General features: G+C 40.9%; 16 protein-coding genes, 2 rRNA genes and 1 pseudogene. 8 read left to right on the forward strand and 11 right to left on the reverse strand.

Annotation, left to right across the window (positions count from 1 at the left end; translation table 11 throughout):
• The 5 genes from UNITIG_RS00005 to UNITIG_RS00025 form a co-directional block, all read left to right on the forward strand.
• Positions 1–672, forward strand: a 23S ribosomal RNA gene (locus tag UNITIG_RS00005); the annotation flags it as partial.
• A 211-nt stretch (positions 673–883) separates the two neighbouring features.
• A 5S ribosomal RNA gene (rrf, locus tag UNITIG_RS00010) occupies positions 884–999 on the forward strand.
• A gap of 758 nt (positions 1,000–1,757) precedes the next feature.
• Entirely contained in the window at positions 1,758–2,516 is a 759-nt protein-coding gene (locus UNITIG_RS00015) for an ABC transporter permease (protein ID WP_101756524.1), read from the forward strand.
• A 10-nt stretch (positions 2,517–2,526) separates the two neighbouring features.
• Positions 2,527–3,345 (forward strand): ABC transporter ATP-binding protein, encoded by an 819-nt coding sequence (locus UNITIG_RS00020; RefSeq protein ID WP_145999026.1) that lies wholly within the window; start codon positions 2,527–2,529, stop codon positions 3,343–3,345.
• A gap of 25 nt (positions 3,346–3,370) precedes the next feature.
• Positions 3,371–4,420, forward strand: a complete 1,050-nt coding sequence (locus tag UNITIG_RS00025) for a hypothetical protein (RefSeq protein ID WP_145999027.1) — start codon at positions 3,371–3,373, stop codon at positions 4,418–4,420.
• A 75-nt stretch (positions 4,421–4,495) separates the two neighbouring features.
• On the opposite strand, the gene UNITIG_RS00030 is transcribed toward UNITIG_RS00025, so the two are convergent.
• The 8 genes from UNITIG_RS00030 to UNITIG_RS00065 all read right to left on the reverse strand — a co-directional run bounded on the left by UNITIG_RS00030 (position 4,496) and on the right by UNITIG_RS00065 (position 13,030).
• The gene (locus UNITIG_RS00030; protein ID WP_159930979.1) at positions 4,496–5,362 is read right to left on the reverse strand and encodes a cyclopropane-fatty-acyl-phospholipid synthase family protein; all 867 of its coding nucleotides are present in this window, start codon (positions 5,360–5,362) and stop codon (positions 4,496–4,498) included.
• Between the two features lie 34 nt (positions 5,363–5,396).
• Entirely contained in the window at positions 5,397–6,125 is a 729-nt protein-coding gene (locus UNITIG_RS00035) for a 3-oxoacyl-ACP reductase family protein (protein ID WP_101756528.1), read from the reverse strand.
• A 9-nt stretch (positions 6,126–6,134) separates the two neighbouring features.
• Complete coding sequence (locus UNITIG_RS00040) at positions 6,135–7,517, reverse strand: class I adenylate-forming enzyme family protein (protein ID WP_101756529.1); 1,383 nt, start codon at positions 7,515–7,517, stop codon at positions 6,135–6,137.
• A gap of 6 nt (positions 7,518–7,523) precedes the next feature.
• A complete protein-coding gene (locus tag UNITIG_RS00045) occupies positions 7,524–7,757 on the reverse strand; it encodes a phosphopantetheine-binding protein (protein ID WP_101756530.1) in 234 nt (77 codons plus the stop codon).
• 221 nt (positions 7,758–7,978) lie between these two features.
• Positions 7,979–9,163, reverse strand: a complete 1,185-nt coding sequence (locus tag UNITIG_RS00050) for a hypothetical protein (protein WP_145999028.1) — start codon at positions 9,161–9,163, stop codon at positions 7,979–7,981.
• A 321-nt stretch (positions 9,164–9,484) separates the two neighbouring features.
• A complete protein-coding gene (locus UNITIG_RS00055) occupies positions 9,485–10,714 on the reverse strand; it encodes an MBOAT family protein (RefSeq protein ID WP_235015181.1) in 1,230 nt (409 codons plus the stop codon).
• A 62-nt stretch (positions 10,715–10,776) separates the two neighbouring features.
• A complete protein-coding gene (locus UNITIG_RS00060) occupies positions 10,777–12,081 on the reverse strand; it encodes a class I SAM-dependent methyltransferase (RefSeq protein ID WP_101756532.1) in 1,305 nt (434 codons plus the stop codon).
• A 16-nt stretch (positions 12,082–12,097) separates the two neighbouring features.
• Entirely contained in the window at positions 12,098–13,030 is a 933-nt protein-coding gene (locus tag UNITIG_RS00065) for a sulfotransferase family protein (protein ID WP_145999029.1), read from the reverse strand.
• Positions 13,031–13,181: 151 nt separating this feature from the next.
• On the opposite strand from UNITIG_RS00065, the gene UNITIG_RS00070 reads away from it, so the two are divergent.
• Genes UNITIG_RS00070 through UNITIG_RS00080 form a run of 3 tightly spaced genes read left to right on the forward strand, consistent with a single transcriptional unit; the run spans position 13,182 to position 16,174 of the window.
• Complete coding sequence (locus tag UNITIG_RS00070; RefSeq protein ID WP_101756534.1) at positions 13,182–14,273, forward strand: phytanoyl-CoA dioxygenase family protein; 1,092 nt, start codon at positions 13,182–13,184, stop codon at positions 14,271–14,273.
• 15 nt (positions 14,274–14,288) lie between these two features.
• A complete protein-coding gene (locus UNITIG_RS25355) occupies positions 14,289–14,579 on the forward strand; it encodes a glycosyltransferase family A protein (RefSeq protein WP_145999030.1) in 291 nt (96 codons plus the stop codon).
• 32 nt (positions 14,580–14,611) lie between these two features.
• Positions 14,612–16,174 (forward strand): hypothetical protein, encoded by a 1,563-nt coding sequence (locus tag UNITIG_RS00080; protein WP_159930981.1) that lies wholly within the window; start codon positions 14,612–14,614, stop codon positions 16,172–16,174.
• Here UNITIG_RS00080 and UNITIG_RS00085 read toward each other — a convergent pair.
• The 3 genes and pseudogenes from UNITIG_RS00085 to UNITIG_RS25360 form a co-directional block, all read right to left on the reverse strand.
• Positions 16,164–16,400 carry a hypothetical protein gene (locus UNITIG_RS00085; RefSeq protein ID WP_101756537.1) on the reverse strand — a complete coding sequence of 79 codons (237 nt, stop codon included), beginning with the start codon at positions 16,398–16,400 and terminating at the stop codon, positions 16,164–16,166. The genes UNITIG_RS00080 and UNITIG_RS00085 overlap by 11 nt on opposite strands.
• Positions 16,401–16,420: 20 nt before the next feature.
• Positions 16,421–16,780, reverse strand: a complete 360-nt coding sequence (locus tag UNITIG_RS23820; protein ID WP_235015182.1) for a hypothetical protein — start codon at positions 16,778–16,780, stop codon at positions 16,421–16,423.
• A 50-nt stretch (positions 16,781–16,830) separates the two neighbouring features.
• Positions 16,831–17,013, reverse strand: a pseudogene (locus UNITIG_RS25360) (hypothetical protein); the annotation flags it as partial.
• Positions 17,014–17,103 lie beyond the last annotated feature (90 nt).

Here is a 17,103-nt window from a genome sequence, read left to right on the forward strand (position 1 = left end):
GTGTGGTGGGTAGTTTGACTGGGGCGGTCTCCTCCCAAAGAGTAACGGAGGAGTACGAAGGTGCGCTAATCACGGTCGGAAATCGTGAGGTTATAATGGTACAAGCGCGCTTGACTGCGAGACTGACAAGTCGAGCAGGTACGAAAGTAGGTCATAGTGATCCGGTGGTTCTGTATGGAAGGGCCATCGCTCAACGGATAAAAGGTACTCCGGGGATAACAGGCTGATACCGCCCAAGAGTTCACATCGACGGCGGTGTTTGGCACCTCGATGTCGGCTCATCACATCCTGGGGCTGAAGCCGGTCCCAAGGGTATGGCTGTTCGCCATTTAAAGTGGTACGCGAGCTGGGTTTAGAACGTCGTGAGACAGTTCGGTCCCTATCTGCCGTGGGCGTTGGAGAATTGAGGAAAGCTGCTTCTAGTACGAGAGGACCGAAGTGGACGAACCTCTGGTGTTCCGGTTGTATCGCCAGATGCATTGCCGGGTAGCTACGTTCGGACAGGATAACCGCTGAAAGCATCTAAGCGGGAAGCCCCATCCAAGATTAATTCTCCCTAACTCCTTGAGAGTTCTAAAGGGCCGTAGAAGACTACTACGTTGATAGGCTGGGTGTGTAAGCGTTGTGAGGCGTTGAGCTAACCAGTACTAATTGCCCGTGAGGCTTGACCATATAATGAAATGGTTTTATGACTAGTTCATTGTATGTAAAGCTAAGAAACATTGATGAGACATAACCTTCGGGTTAAACGGATCATACGAAGCAACACAAGAAATTACAGTCTCTTGTTAAAGAGAGCTAATTAGCTTATTTACCACCTTATTTGGATTGAATGTGCAGCGCAACGCGCGCGTAAGACAGACCATTCAGCCAAGCCAGTTTGCCTGGCGACCATAGAGACATGGAACCACCTGACCCCATCCCGAACTCAGTAGTGAAATGTGTCCTCGCCGATGGTAGTGTGGGGTTTCCCCATGTGAGAGTAGGTCATCGCCAGGCTTTAATTAGGAACGCCAGTATCGGAAGGTACTGGCGTTTTTTTATGGGTGTGATTTAGGTGGGTTGGCATCTAATAGCAAATTGCAATGCTTAGGAAGATCGTTATCGCGAATAACATGGAAAGATAGCAGCTACGTTCAAGCTTTTGTAGATAGACCTGCGTAGTATCAGCGCTGTGTCAGGGATTGACACAGCCAGGAGGGTTACCCAGGAGGGGATTGCAAGGGAATGCGATTGAGCACGGATGCTTAATCCTCCTGGCTTCTTTTTTTATACTTCTTTTTTATTTAATGTGATTGATTGCTGTGTGCGTCCTTTATCGGGTAACGATCCCGCAGAGGTGCTTGCAGGTGATTCCTCTATTGCCAGAACTGCGCTTTTTAGTGTGCCAATGCGGTGAGGGGCTTAGTGGTATCACGCCGTGCGGACGGTAAGTGGGTTGGAGCGTATTGCAGGTAGTTTATTGAAGACCGGTTGGTCGCTTTTTACCTACCACCGTTTACAGTACGCTTATGAATAATTTCCTATCTCATTGGTATGGTCTGATTTTGTTTAGCTGGTTAAATAAAATCAGGTAGCTTCGACAGGACACTAGGTTACAATATTGCAGTCACTAATTGCTAATATATATTTATTCCATTGTTTGGTTTCAGATGTCATTTAATATTTATGGTTTATAGTGGTTTGATGCTTCTCTTGTAGTAAAATACGAGTTCACAATAATTATTATTCGTTAATTAAATTACTGTTTTTATACTATGAGAAGATATCTCGACCTTATTTTTTTACGTGCCTTGGCGGAGATAAAATCTGGAACAAAACAATCTCATCTTGGAGCGCTTTGGTGGTTTTTAGATCCCCTTCTATATTTGTCAGTTTTTTATGTTGTTTTTGGGGTGGTACTCCATAGAGGCGGTGACGGTTTTGTGACGTACCTTATTATTGGTTTAGTCTTTTGGAGATGGTTTGAATCATCCATACACCAGTGTTCAAGTGTACTTATTAATTACAAGGGTGTAATAGATCAGGTCTACCTACCAAAAATAATATTACCTTTTATTCCATTCTTTTCTAATGTGATACGTTTCCTGATCATTTTATCAGTTTTACTCATTCTTCTTATTTTGTTCAATACCCCTAGCTATTCTACATGGCACTGGTTGCCGGTTTTATTACTTGGTCAGGCTTTAATGATTCTTTCCATCGGTGTTCTGCTATCAGCGCTGCTGCCATTTTTTCCTGATTTAAGGTCATTTATTGGTTACGGTTTAAGTTTGCTTTTTTTTATGTCTGCTATTTTTTACCGCATCGATGATTTGTCTGAAAAGAAGCAGTTTTTCTTTATGTTTAACCCAATGGTGTTTTATATTGAGTCCCAGAGGGGGGTTTTGATAGAGGGAACCAAGCCAGCCTTAATGTTTTTATTCGCCTATATAGTTATGTCATTGATTGTGCTTTGTATCGGGCTATTATTACTTCATCGTTACGATAGACGTTATCCTAAAATTATGGGTTGATTTGATTGCTATGAATTCTGCACATCCAATTATTTATTCAGCAGCGAATGTCGGTGTCTGTTACAGAAGTCTGTCAGGAAAGCTCAATTCGAAAAGTGAGTGGGTGCTAAGAGGTCTGGATCTTGAAATCTATCAGGGCGAAAGCCTTGCAATTGTAGGTCGAAATGGTGCCGGTAAAAGTACTTTGATGCGATTAATTGCTGGCATTATAGAGGAAGATGAAGGGATCATAAAAAAGACAGGCTCAGCAAAGGCTGCTTTGCTGTCTCTGCAAGCCGGATTTATTTCTGATCTATCAGGGTTGGATAACATATACCTCAGTGCAGTGTTACTCGGCTTGTCAAAATCCCAGGTTGATAGCAAGTTGCAAGCAATTATTGACTATGCAGACCTGGGTTCGCATATACACAAATCAATAAGTACCTATTCCTCAGGAATGAGGGCGCGTTTGGGTTTTTCTATCGCTTTATATTCTGAGCCGGAAGTGGTGCTTGTGGATGAAGTGTTGGGTGTTGGTGATGAGGAGTTCAAAGAGAAGTCAACGCGAGCAATTCATGAGATGGTTAAATCAGATCAAACAGTTGTTTTTGTGTCGCACGCTCCTGCCATAGTGAAAGAGCTTTGTGATCGGGCAGTATGGTTGGAGAATGGGCGCGTGGTATACGAATCTACGCCGGAGAATGTATTAAAGCGATACAGCCAGTTTAATTCTATTTGTAGTATGATTGCTAAGGATAATGGCTGGACGGAGTCCGAGGCTCGTTTACACGAGAATAATAAGAACCCAATGGAAACTATAGCTAGATTTCATAATACCAGAAGTAAGTAGCCCAATAATCGTGCGGGAATAATTTGTGAAACAATTATTAATCGTTTGTGGTATGCATAGAAGTGGGACATCACTTATTTCAAGGTCATTGTCGAAGACGGGCCTGAGTTTTGGTTCAACCTATATAGCGGATCAACCGTTTATTAATCGTGATGGGTTCTATGAAGATAAGCGAGTTGTTGCAATAAATGAGAAGATTTTAGGGAGAAATAAACATAGTTGGTGGTCGATAGAACCGTTTTTTGATCATAATTCTGATGTAAGTATCGCTGACATCCGTGAATTATTAAAGACCATTGATGAGCCTTATTATGCAATTAAGGATCCCAGACTTTGTCTTACTATTGATCTGTGGCTAAAAGCTGCAGCTCTAGAGTTAATCACAACAAAAATCGTATGGGTTGAACGTTGCGTTGAATCTATAGCTTTATCACTATATAGAAGAGATTTGTTACCACCAATCATAAGTCATGAACTGTTAGCTGTTTACCGGGATAGTTTTTTTGTTGCAGCGGACGCTCATGATGGTTATTTAGGTACGATTCATTATCCCCCGCATGAACAAGAATTAGACAGCAGTCATGATTTGGAGAAGTGGCTTACTTCACTCGGCATGACGTCATTTAAAGACGCGTATATAGCCAGTTATGACGGGGCTGAAAATAGAAATTCTGCGAGTCCTGGGGTTTTTGGAATTAAGGAAAAGCAACAGATACTTAATCGTTGGAAAGATACGCATGAATTGATTGCAGAATTAGAAGACGATCTTAAGGCAAGTAGGAAAGTGTGGATTCGAAAGCGAGTAAAGCACATTGTTGATAAAGATCAGGAATGGTTTGAAAACTTAGAGAAAAGAAATCTTGAGCTGGAACAGGCTTTAGGATCTAGAATTATTCAATTGGAATCTAGTAATAGCCAGCTAGGCGCTAGAATAAATGAATTAGAAAATGACTTGGCATCAGTGCGAGAAGAAAATAATCTATACAAGTTGCGTGATTTAAAATTCCCATGGGTTCTTTATTTATTCTTAAAAAGAAAAATTGACCGTATTTTCTTAAGGGGGAATTCTGACTGAGTTTATCGAGATTTCGATAAAAGTCCGGCGGATCGTTTTTAAAGGTAGAAGAAATAAACTTGACGTATTATTGAGTTAATCTGGCTTGATTGCAGCAATTATTCCATACCCCAGAATCTGTTCAGCCCAAAATTTTTCAAGTACATCACAGGACTCGACGAATTGATTCCATCCTTCTTCCCCTATTAGTTTTATTACTTTGTCTTTATGAATATAGGCATTTTCGCGCCAACAACTAAAGGTAGGCTGTGTCTGGAAAGAAATATTCTCAGAGTGTAAAACAGACATTTTATTGCAAGCAAACTGATCATTGTAGAACTCCATCGTTGCCATGCGGGCTCTGCCAAAGGCGTCGCGTAACAAAAGAAACTCGTCACGATATTGGATGACGGTTTCAAGTGCTAACGTCTGATGTAGGATAATATCGCAAAGCACCAGACGCCCCCCGGGTTTTAATACTCTGCAAGCCTCTTTAATCAAGCTTTGCTTGTCTGGTATAAGGTGAGATGACTCCATGATCCAAACGCAGTCGAAGCTCTGTTCGGTAAAGCACATCAATGCGCCGTCGCCCATAATAAACTCTACCTGCCCGGTGAGCGTTCGGGACAGTGCTCTATCTCTGGCTTGCTCGACACAAATCTTGCTGGGAGATATGCCAATTACGCTGGCTGCATAGTCCTGTGCCATCATGCAGGCTGGATTACCTGTTCCGCAGCCGACATCTAAAACTCGATGCCCTGCTTGAAGCTGCGCTAATTCAGTCATCTTATTACTTAGACTTTCTGTTGCACTTGTCAATGTGTCTCCATCAGGCCCGAAATAGCCATAATGCAGGTTTTCACCAAGCAGAAATCCCCAAGCCCGTGTTACGCGATTATAGTGCGCTGTTGGGTCATTAAGCGCTAGGTCATTCAGGTGTTGATGATCATTGCTAAGTTTCAATTTTGGTCCCTGTATTGCTCATTGGTAGAGCCTCTTAGCAAGAAATACCACCATCTACGACCAAGACTTGGCCGGTTATGAATTTTGCAGCTGGGCTGGCAATAAAGCCAACCAATTCGGCTACATCTTCGGGGTCGCCCAATCGTCCTAAAGGTGTACGGTTTACAATTTGGCGTGTTTGTTTCTGGTTGAGTTCATCGGTCATTTCAGTCGTCAAATAGCCAGGGGCAACTGAGTTAACGGTGATGTTTCTTGGGCCTAGCTCCCTAGCCAACGAACGGGTAAAACCATCGAGTGCAGCTTTGGTTGCGCTATATACGGATAGCCCTCGGTAGCCTGTTAGGCCCACAATCGATGAAATATTAATTATCCGACCACTGCTAAGTGATAGCATCGGGCGACAAATCATTTTTGTCAATTGAAAAGTACCCTTCAGGTTGAGGTCGATGATTTCGTCCATGTCCTTATCAGAGAATAGCGGCAGTAAGCTGGTCTTGCTGATGCCGGCATTGTTTACAAGCACATTAATATCACCTAGTTTTTCCTGAACTGTTTTTACAAAGTTGGAACAGGCCGCTGTATCTGTCAGGCTTAGAGTATCAAAATAAAAATTTTCAGGGTGGGAAGACTGCCATTTTTTTACCTGGGCGGTGGTGTTGCGGCTAAACGTAGCAACGTAATCTCCCTGATCCAGAAAATACTGGACTAGTGAGGCTCCTAAACCTCTACTGCCGCCACTTATAATAACAATGTTTTTTTTCAAGATCGGCGCCTAATTCTTACGTGAAAGCTTATAGTTATTGATATCCAGTGAATCTACCATTTGCACGAGCTTTGGTCGACTATGTCTGGGGAGGATTGTGCAGGCCTCAAATATAGCATCTTCAACCTGATCTGAATTAACTTCTTTTTCCAGTACAACATTAACCGCAACAATTTGCCCCATAATGGGGTTGTCACGCCCATAGACATGAGCAAGATGAACCCCTGGCACTTGACTAATAATATCCTCGACTTCTAGCGGGTGTACCTTAACTCCCCCGACGTTAATGGATTCAGTTTTTCGGCCCAAAAATAGAATTCTATTGTTTTCTATTCGCACCAGGTCTCCGGTTTCTCGCCAGCCTTGGTCGTCTATATCTTGCTTGCTTGCGGAAGCCTTATCAACATATCCCCTCATGCCATGTTTCGCCTTAACATATAGCTCGCCATCTTTAATTTTGAATTGAACATCATGATCATCGCAACGATCCAGTACCGCCAAGGGTAAGCCAGGTTTACGATCAGTCACCGAAACGCATGACCCTAGTTCTGTAGCCGCATATATTTGGGAAATACTTGCATCAGGAAATAGCGCCGTTAAGTGGCTTAAAATCGATGAAGTTACGGCTTCACTGCCAAGGGTTATATGTTGGAGAGACAATTTCAATGTTGGTTGAGAATGCATTTGCGCAATGGCAAAGCGCCAGAAGGTCGGTGTGGCACTGATATGTGTGGCCGAATACAGTTGGGCAGCCTTCAACATTCCAGTGACACTATTGGATTCTGCCAGTACCAGAGAGCAGCGATTAACAAGAGCATATATAAACATTTGAATGCCGGCAAAATGATTCAGGTGATAAGTCAGTAACCAGTTTTGACTGGCCCCCTGCACAGAGCGCTTGACCTGTGCGGCAATATCAGACCAACGGTAACGGACGCATTTAGGCGTTCCAGTCGTTCCTGATGTCATAATGAGTAAGTCAGCATCTATACCCGTTATCAGGTTTTTTTTATCTGCATACAGCAACGCCTGTTTTTCCAGTTGATCCATTTGAAGTATTTTACAAGGGACTGTTAATTCAAGCTCTCTATCAGTGACTATAAGGTCAACATCTAATTCGTTGGCAAGTAGTTTTATTTGCTCGGGCGAATAATCACGGTTAAAGATACAGATTGAAGTGCCGGATATGGCAGCCGCCGCCATTAAGGAAAGTAAGCGGGGAGAGTCAGGCATGTAGCAGGCGAGTACGACTACTTTTTGTTCAGTAAGTGCGGCTGCAAGAAGGGTGCTTTGATCAAGAAATCGCTGGTAAGTCCAGCTCCCTGAAGGTGCATGTAAGAGCGGTTGCTCAGCAGCCGAGTCGATAGCTTCATGTAATAACTGCTTAATCACGACTTATCAGGCATCGTAGAACGAAATAATATCCGCTACAGTTTGCGGTAAAACACCACTAGTATATGGGTCTTTCCCATAGTTTTTTTCTAGCTGCGCCGAAAGCTCAGCTACACAAAGAGAGTCAAGACCAATACCGTCGTCATAAAGGGGTGACTCAGCCGATACAACGATTTCTGGAAGACCTTGGTGCTTTAGTATCACCGTAATAATTTCGATTATTTTGTTTTCAGTGCTCATTTAGTAACCATGCCTAGATTCATAATCCTAACAGCCAGCACACCAGGAATAGCAATAGAGTGCGGGCGATGGGGTGAAAAAACCGGTCAGATTATACCATAACCAACGGCCAGGAAATATTCTGCTCTGCGCACGGATCAGCTTAACAAAAACCGGGCGAATATTAATTTCTCAGTGACGATATAATACAAGCCCCGGTTTTCGTTATACATTTAGCGATACTAATTACTTGTGGGGGCCTTTATCTGCCGTATTAATTGAGCTGTGTTTTCTTCATGTTCCTTAAGGAAGTCAATATTGATTTTTTCAACTTGGTCTAGATAAGTAGCTAAGTTGGTCTTGTTGAGCTTGATGCCATGGCTTGGAGAAATATCGTTTGAAAGTGTTTCATTGAGCATAATCTTACCGAAATGGGGGTTAAAGTGAACACCGCCCTGAAACCAGCTCTTAGTCGAATCTATGTTGTTCCATAGAGGTTCATTTACGATATCGTAAGCGGCATTAAAACCCCATATGCTATAAGTATCTCGCTGATATTGCCTGGCTAGGCGATTGTTTTCTGCAATTAGACGATCGTGCCAATATCGCCATTCATCCATTAAATTAAGATGTTTATAAACTTCGAGATACATAATATGCACAGGCATTAATATAAAGTGCGTATTGATCTTATTAGCATGACAAAACTCGAGTAACTCTACGAAATAGGAAAAGTCCATTGCTTGCTCAGGGCCATAAGGGGTCTGCAACTCAATCTGGTGTTTTGCAGTAAACTTAAAACCAGCAATTCCGGAAAAAATATGTTTGGAGCCTGAATACCAATTTCCACTGGGAAAGTATGTATTGTGTGTCGTTCTCTTATCTAAAATGGCTGACAGGGAATTTATTAAAGTCGTTGTTGATAGTAAGGTTCGATAGTGTACTTTGAAGCGACTCCACCCAGTCACAATGGATGAAATCTCACCCTCTCTATTAGTAAGCGCGGCATCATCAAATCCGCGTCTAAGTTTGGGGGCTGATGGCAGAAAGGCACTAAAATCCAGACCAATAACCAGACTCATGAGAGGTTGTGTGGCATGGCTATGTTGTACTAATCTCAATAGCTCATAATTGGTGATACCAGGAATAGATAAATTGTAGGATGTGTATGTTTCCCATGATGGGTGTTGGGGCGCGATTCTTCCCGCAGTTGAAGAACCTATTACAATAGCGTTGGGCTGAAGTTGATAAACCTTCAGTGGTTTAATCGTTCGCATGTGATGAAATTGATTAATGCGACTTAATGAGAACTTGGTTGCAGGCCGATAAAGCCCATAGGGGTCAACTCGATAATTAATCGAAGCGATGACTATGACCAAAATAAAAGTAAAAAAAGTAGAAAAATAGAGGTAGTTTTTATAGTTCACTAGGAGAACTCTAGAATTGAAAATAAATAAATTCAGAGACTTCCGTAAGCCCCAGGAATGAAATAGCCAATAATATTGCAGTCATACTAGCCCAGCGTATATTGCTATGCCAGATAACGCCGAATGCAGGCTCCCTGACGATTCTTTGTTCAAGTATAGCTACATCATAGGGCTTAAACAATTGATAGGTATTAGGAAGGAACCAGCATATAGAAAGCGCAAGCAGAAGCGCAGACAAGACCAGAGGTACTAATGATATAGCTGGGTTAAATGTCTTGGCTAATAATATAAGGTTACTGTTATTAAGTGACGTCTGGTAAATCATTGAGAAGCCTTGGCCGGGAAATTCATCAGGCTTTTAAAAAGATAGGTTGCACTTTCAAGTGATTCCGCCCTAAAGAAAACTAGTGTTAAGGAAATTAGTACGAAAGTAAAAGCCTGGCAGCTATATTTATAAATGCGATTGTTAATTAGTCCAAGTGGGCCAGAGATTTTTATGCGCCATATCTGATGTAGAACCACATAGAGACCATGACAGCTACCGTATATAACAAATGTCCAGCCGGCTCCATGCCAGACGCCGCCCAAAAACATCGTCGCAAAGAGGTTGAATTTTTGTCGGCGTGGGCTACAGACAAAGCCACCCAGTGGAGTATAAATATAATCCCTAAGAAACCTTGCTAGGGTTGCGTGCCACATGCGCCAGAAATCAGCAATATTCTGTGCCCGATAGGGAGAAAAAAAGTTTACTGGTAAGCGAACCCCAAACAAAAATGCAAGACCTATTGCCATATCACTGTAACCGGAAAAATCGAAATACAGTTGAAAAGAGTAACTAAAAATCCCAGCCAAGGCATCTAGCGTATTTATATCCGCACCGTCTGCTGCTGCCGAATAAGCCGGGCTTGCCCATTGGGCAAAGCTATCAGCCAAAATCACTTTCTTAAAAAGGCCTATGGATATAATGGAGCAGCCTATGGCCAAGTTTAAAATCACTTCCTTCTTAAGGTGTAGTGTCTGAAACTGCGGTAGCATCTGTTTATGGTGGACTATGGGGCCCGCAATTAATTGTGGGAAGAAGGTTACAAAAAGACAGTATTCCAAAAAGCTATGTGGTTCTGTCAGTCCTTTGTAAGTATCAACCAAATAGGCAATTTGTTGAAAGGTGAAAAAAGAAATTGCTAGAGGAAGAATGATTTTTTGCAGATGAAAGTCATCAGTAAGCAGGTAATTAATATTATCAACAAAAAAATTGGCGTATTTAAAGTAACCTAGTAAGCAGAGGTTGAATAAGAGACCTAGAACTAAGAATAAGCGATGATGATTTTTGGCCCTTTGCGAAACAATTAGTAGGCTAAATGCATAATTAGCGCCAATTGAAAGCAGTATCAAGAGCAGATAACTAGGGTTCCACCAGGCATAAAAAAATAATGAGGCGGCTGTTAGCCAAACGATTTGAGAAATAATTTTTCCCTTAAAGTGGAGGATCTGAAAAACGACGTAGACCATAGGTAGGAATAAAAATATGAATTCCAGCGAATTAAATAACATAGAGCTATTCCGGGTTGTTATTCTTTTTCATTAAGGTCGAATTATATACGGATAATAAATGCTCACTTAAGTTTTAGTTCTTCGATAATTTTACACGCCTGATCAGATTTTATACTGCCATTAGATATACTGTTTAACAGAATATTAAGTGAGTTATTATCTGGATCAATAATACCTTGTCTGCTTATGATACTTTCTGGCGGCTCTGGGTCCTGTTTATAAATAAAGTTATCAATGATTTCGTTATATTCGTAGTTAAGTGTTTGGTTTTCGCAGCTAGTATTAATGATTAGTAGTAATCCTGTTGGTGAAGTATCGACAGCTATCATTGCAAGGTCGGGGCGGTAATGTTTTAGGCAGGGTATTAATTTCCAGACATCCCCCGTCCAAACTTGAGAGTCTCGTTTTCTAAGAGCTTGTCTGGGGTGGCAGGGGAATATGTCATCGATAATAATTAATGTGCTTTCATGGCTGTATAGTTCACAATTAATAAAATCTCTTAGTGCATATTCAAAAAGATGCATCCCGTCAATAAATATTAGGTCTCTGTTGTTCTTAAGAATGTTGGGAGCAATGTTTTCAAAAAAGTCATCACTGGTATTTGGGTAGATGATTGTGTTTTCAAGAGTGACTTTTATATCAGGAGTAGGGTCAATGCCAATAGATGGGCATTTCGCTTGAGCGAGGGAGCGACCATGCCTTATACCGATTTCAAGGTAGTTCTGAGGTGATATTTTCTTGTGGATATGGTCAAAGAAAGATAGGTAAGGTATTTTTCCTCTGGTCTTTTCTTCTTCTTCCGAGGCTGGTGATATTGGTCCGCTCAAGTGAGTCGGTATGTCTAGTAATGAATGGCGTAATTCTAATTCGGGTTTTCCATCCCAGCCATTTTTGTTAGTGGTTTTCCTTATAATTGAGTAAACTTCATTATCTTTTCCTCTTTTTTCAAACCAGTGGTCAACTATTCTAGAGTGGTTTAGTTTTGATAGATTGCTAATCTCGCTGGGTGTGGGAGAGGTATTATTGTTTTTGTGATTTCCAGTGACAAGAAAAAAATATCCGTCATCATTTAAAGCGGACAATAGTTGTACAAAGATTTTATTAAGCGATATGTTCTTATCAGTAAGATTGACGAAGATAATGATGTCATATGTGGTTTTGGTGTTTATGATAAGCTCGTCACTTGGCGGTAAAATATTAACTGATTCATATGTGCAGAAGTCCTTATTGAAAACTGAAGAAATATGACTTGGCCCTGTGTCATAGATTATCTCAAAAATTTTCAAGGTATTTTTTATCTGATAGGCATCATCTCCAATAAATTTTGAGAAAGCCTTACCAATATTTTCTTTTATTGTGATATTCATCTTAAGTACTCAGTTATTATCCGCATAGCCGGTGAATAATTTTTTTAATAAAGCTGCGATCAGTTTTATTTTTTATTGTCCACTCCAGGTTGCGTATCTTACGTGCGTGGTCGGCGGCATCGTTTAGTATGTTGTAGGTATAATTAACAAGATTGTTATAATCTTCTATAGAAATGCTATTTGCTAAGTCTTCCTGCCATTGATTTAAGGTGGATAGCAAAGCTGTTTTGTTTTCTCTGTAGTTCTTTAATTGGGGTAGATGTTCATCATTGATAGATATAGATTTATGATTGATCAAGCCTGGCGTGATTACGCTATAGGGGTCAGCGTTGTTATGTTCAACCTGTAGTTTTTCTAATGATTGCTTAATTATCTGAGGGTTTCTGACAACCTCATCAAAGAAGATAGTTGTATTATTTTTATCAATAATAGAATTAATTGCTTCGAGATAATACCGTATCCACAGTAATTTTCCTTGAATTAATGGCATACCATCACGTCGATGCAGTGAGGCACAGACTTGTTCTGGGTCGCGTATCAAAGTGATAGTCTGAACATTGATGTTCAAATTTTGAGCGGCAATTAGCCACAGCGGTAAAAGGCGGCACACCCGAGGGTCTTTAATGCACAGTGTATCGGTGTGTTGAAACTCCTGATTGAGATAGTTGCCTATGTAATCAAGGGCTCTTTTTGCCGGTACAGAGTTTGTATCCAAAGTAAGTGGGGTAGTATTGCCCCAGTGGCTATTAAGCTGCTTCAGAAAACAATCTTGTTGCCTGGCCAAATCAAGGTCTTCAAAATACCCTTTTTGGTTATCTTCACCAATAGCCGATTTGGCATTCTTGGCTAGAGGTATACCTAGGTGGTTGATAATGTTGGCGCACATTGATGTGCCTGACCTGTGCATGCCAATTAATAGTATGAGGGTTCTTTGGATCTGCTGTGGCATTTGTTCTATATCATTGTATGATTGAAAAGCTATTGATAGAGGTTAAACAGGTGTTAGTTTGGGTTATAATTTACCACAGATTAGATACTTAATGCTTAAATTTACTACTCAATTTTGTTAGCGTCTGGAAATCTTATGTTTGAGGAAAATAATGGCTAATAATTCTACTGTGGATATTTCAAGTGCTGAGCAATTGACCTTCCTGCAGTCACTGTTCTTGTCGCTGGCATCTATTTTACCACTGCGCCTACGGTATTATTTCCTGTCGATTTGTTCCTTTTGCCATTCAACTCAGCAGTGGCTTGAAACGGTTGAGTTGATGGCGTCTCGTTTTCCCTCAATAGCATCAGAAAGCTTAAATATAGATCTGAGATTGCTGCATTTTAAGCGAAGGCCTGAGTTTGCAAAAAATAACTTTGTTGAAACTAGCGAAAAATCAATATTTCCCAAAGGTAGTATTCCAAGAATATCGTATGTCAATTTATCCGAGTCAATATTGGACGATGCGATGCGAAATCATGGCGCATTAATTGTTGAAAATGCAATATCATCTGATAAAGCTGAAGAATTGAAGGCTGAGATCGAGACAGTCAGATCAGAGCATCAAAAGCGTTTGATTGATATTGCAGGCTATACTTGCGGTCGTCACTACAGGCCGCTACCGGCTGAGAATAAAAACAATTCATATTTTATTAATAGTTCTATCTATCTTGCTGAGGCGCCACTTATATTTAATGCTTTTTATAATATTCTGAATACTACTAAGTTGCGTAGTCTTATTGTAAATTATCTTGGTAATCATGCGGCGATGTCGGTGGAAAAATCTGTTCTGAGAAAGATGGAGCCGGATAATAGTGATAAATGGCAGTGGGCATGGCATCAGGATGGCGCTTTTCTTGGTGATAACATTCATTCATTAAATATGTGGTTGGCACTGACTGATTGCGGTGCCGAGGCTCCAAGCCTGGATGTGCTTACTGAGCGTTATAGGGCTATATTACCTACCGGGTCCGGCAAGGCTTTATACGATTGGTCGCTTTGCCCTGATTTGATTGAAGATGAAATCCAAAAACATGGTTTTGAGCATACTGATTTTAAACAGGGGGACCTTATTTTCTTTGACCACTATAATGTTCATAGAACAGGAATGATCAAGAATATGACCAAAACGCGTTATGCAATTGAAAGCTGGTTTTTTAGTGAATATGGCTTTCCTGAAACCAAGACCGGGTTAAAACTTTAAGGAACTACCGCTACAGTGTCAGACTATAAATATAAGCTATCGATAATAGTCGCATGTTACAACATGCAGAGAGAGTTACCTCGAACTATTGAAACGTTGATGCCACGTTACCAACGAGGTATTGAAAAAGAAGAATATGAAGTAATTGTTATAGACAATGGTTCTGAGGAGCCCCTGATAATTGAGCGGGAAGCCTATTCACAGTCAAATCTTCAGATTATTAGTGTTGAAAATCCAAAAGTTTCCCCTGTTAGTGCTATCAATGAAGCAGTCAAGCAGTCTCGGGGGAGAACATTGCGATATTAATAGATGGCGCCAGGATGGTGACACCGGGCCTATTGTCACAGGCATTAACAATTCTAAATTCCTCGCCATATAACGTTGTTTCTGCATTGTCATACCACTTGGGGCCTGGAGTTCAGCACATTACAGTTTCACAAGGTTATTGTCAGGACGTTGAAGATAATCTGCTGGCAAGCATTGATTGGCGTAATAATGGGTATGAGTTGTTCACCATTTCAGAAATGGCGGCGAGTTCTGGTGCAGGTATGTTTGAGCCAGTGAGTGAGTCAAACTCTATCTTTGTATCAAAAAAGTTCTGGTTTGAAATTGGTGGTTTTGAGGAAGCCTTTGTTTCGCCGGGCGCGGGTTTGGCAAATCTGGATTTATATAAGCGTATTTGTGAACATGAATTATCTGAGGTATACACGCTTATGGGGGAGGGTAGTTTTCATCAAATTCATGGCGGTGTATCTACCAATACACCGGGTGGACGTTTTGCTGAATTTGAAGAAGAGTATATTCGTATTAGGGGTGAGCGATTTATTAAACCGTCTTCGCCTGCAATTGTATATGGTAAGCCTCATTTTCATGCACTCAGATTTATAGAGCAGTCGGTATTACAATCGCAAAATATACGTTCTAATAAAGCAAAAAACCGCATAGAAGTTTCTCTGCATACGGATGAACATCAAGATGCCTCTGCGATACTAGTGGTTGGGCTGTTGGCGATGTCTGATCAGGAGTTCTCTTCTTTATATTGTCAGGGTTATGGTGATTCGCTATCTCGATTTATCCAGGATTTAAACAAGCAGTTATTATCTACGTTTGAGATGTCGGCCTTTTATAATGCTTCACTAAACCACACCTGGCTTAAGAAAATTGCCAAAAATTACGATGCTAGTAAATTGAAGCAACAATTATCGAGTCTTGCGCTAGCATCTATTGAGTGTCTTTATGATCCATTAATGAATAGGTGTCTGCCATTTTGGTTGGAGCCGATAAATGATAGATGTAAAACCATATCGCCTTTGTTCGTTATTTCTGACCCCGAAAACTTTGTCTTAAGACAGGCTGACAAGCTTGGCTTAAGTAGTGATCAGGCTTTGTCGTTTTGGTTTTATTCTTATATGGATGCAGAAAGAGCATCCAGATCATTAGATAGAGTTTGTATTGCTGAACAGGCATTGTTACTAGTACGGTCTGCAGAAGGGTCACATTTTTTCGATAAGTTCTTCTCAAGTGATTTTAAAAACGAAGTACTGGTCCCTGAGGTTAAAGGAGTTGGTAATAAGCTGGATATTTATAGAGAGTTTTTTACCCTGCTAATGGATTTGACGGTGTCGGATGATGAGGCGAAGCACAAAGAAATTGATGAATTTTACCTCAGGTATCTTGATTTTGAATGTTTATCAGATACTTCTGTAAGTATATTAGAGGGTATTATTAATCATAAAAATGCTGTTATAGATGATCAGCATTTAAGGCTGGAAGAATTGTTGGTGAGGGTGGACCGTCTTGAAAATTGGTCTGCTCGCTATAAGAATGCCTTTGCCCGTCCTTATCTAGGCGTGGTAAAAGGCGCATGGCGGGTGTTAAAAAGAAAGCTTGCTAAGGTTTGATAACGTCATTCATTGCTGCAAGGTTTGGCATGTGGCCTATATATTGAATATTCACTTTTGGTCTTGAATAAGCCTTTTTATAAATAGAATAATATTCACTTTGATAGCTTGATAATTTTATTGTTCTTTCAGATCCATTGCTGTTGGTTGTATCACCGCCGTGAACTTGGTGGAATGTGCCCTCACCAATAATGCCCACGATAGTTGTTTTGCTGCCCTCAACCATTCTCTTATATAAGTCAAGGTTTACCAGTCCGCCCCCGGCAATTTGAATGATTCGTTGACTGCGCCATATTGGTAAAAGTCATATCGGTTAATAAATAGACAGTTGCACTCGAATTTTTCCATAAACCAGCTTTGATTGCTTTCGCCGATAATTTCGCCGATCTCAAATAGTTTGTAGCCGTCAGTAGGCCAGTTAATCTGTTCAAATAGCAGGTCTTCAGCCTGCTGATTGTAGCCGTTTTTTGTCGTTATACTTTGTTGTCCCGGACCAAGAAAAAGTAATGAGGTGTGATAATGGGCTTTTTGTATATCCGGGTGGCCAAATCTGCATAATGCAATACTCCCGGAGTAAGTATGTGAGCACCATCTATCATCATGCATAGATATTCGCCACTGGCTTGTTGGGCGCCTAGATTCATTGCTTTTGCCGGAGACTTACTGGCATTGCTAATTCTAAGGAGCTTGAATTCTGGTCCGAATGAATGAACTAAATCTGGATCTAAAGGTTGATCTGACCCGTTATCTACAACAATTACCTCATAGCTGAGATCTCGTATGCCCCACTGGTAGCTTCTGCTCAGTGATTGTAAGGTGCGCTTGATTTCCCGCTCCATGTTGTAGCATATAACGATGAAACTGAATTTGGGCGCGGTTTCAAAAATCGAGAAAAAAATGAATTCATTGATTAAGCCGAAAGAAGTTTT

Origin of the sequence: Oceanicoccus sp. KOV_DT_Chl, from assembly GCF_900120175.1 — a bacterium.
Taxonomy (GTDB): domain Bacteria; phylum Pseudomonadota; class Gammaproteobacteria; order Pseudomonadales; family Dasaniaceae; genus Oceanicoccus.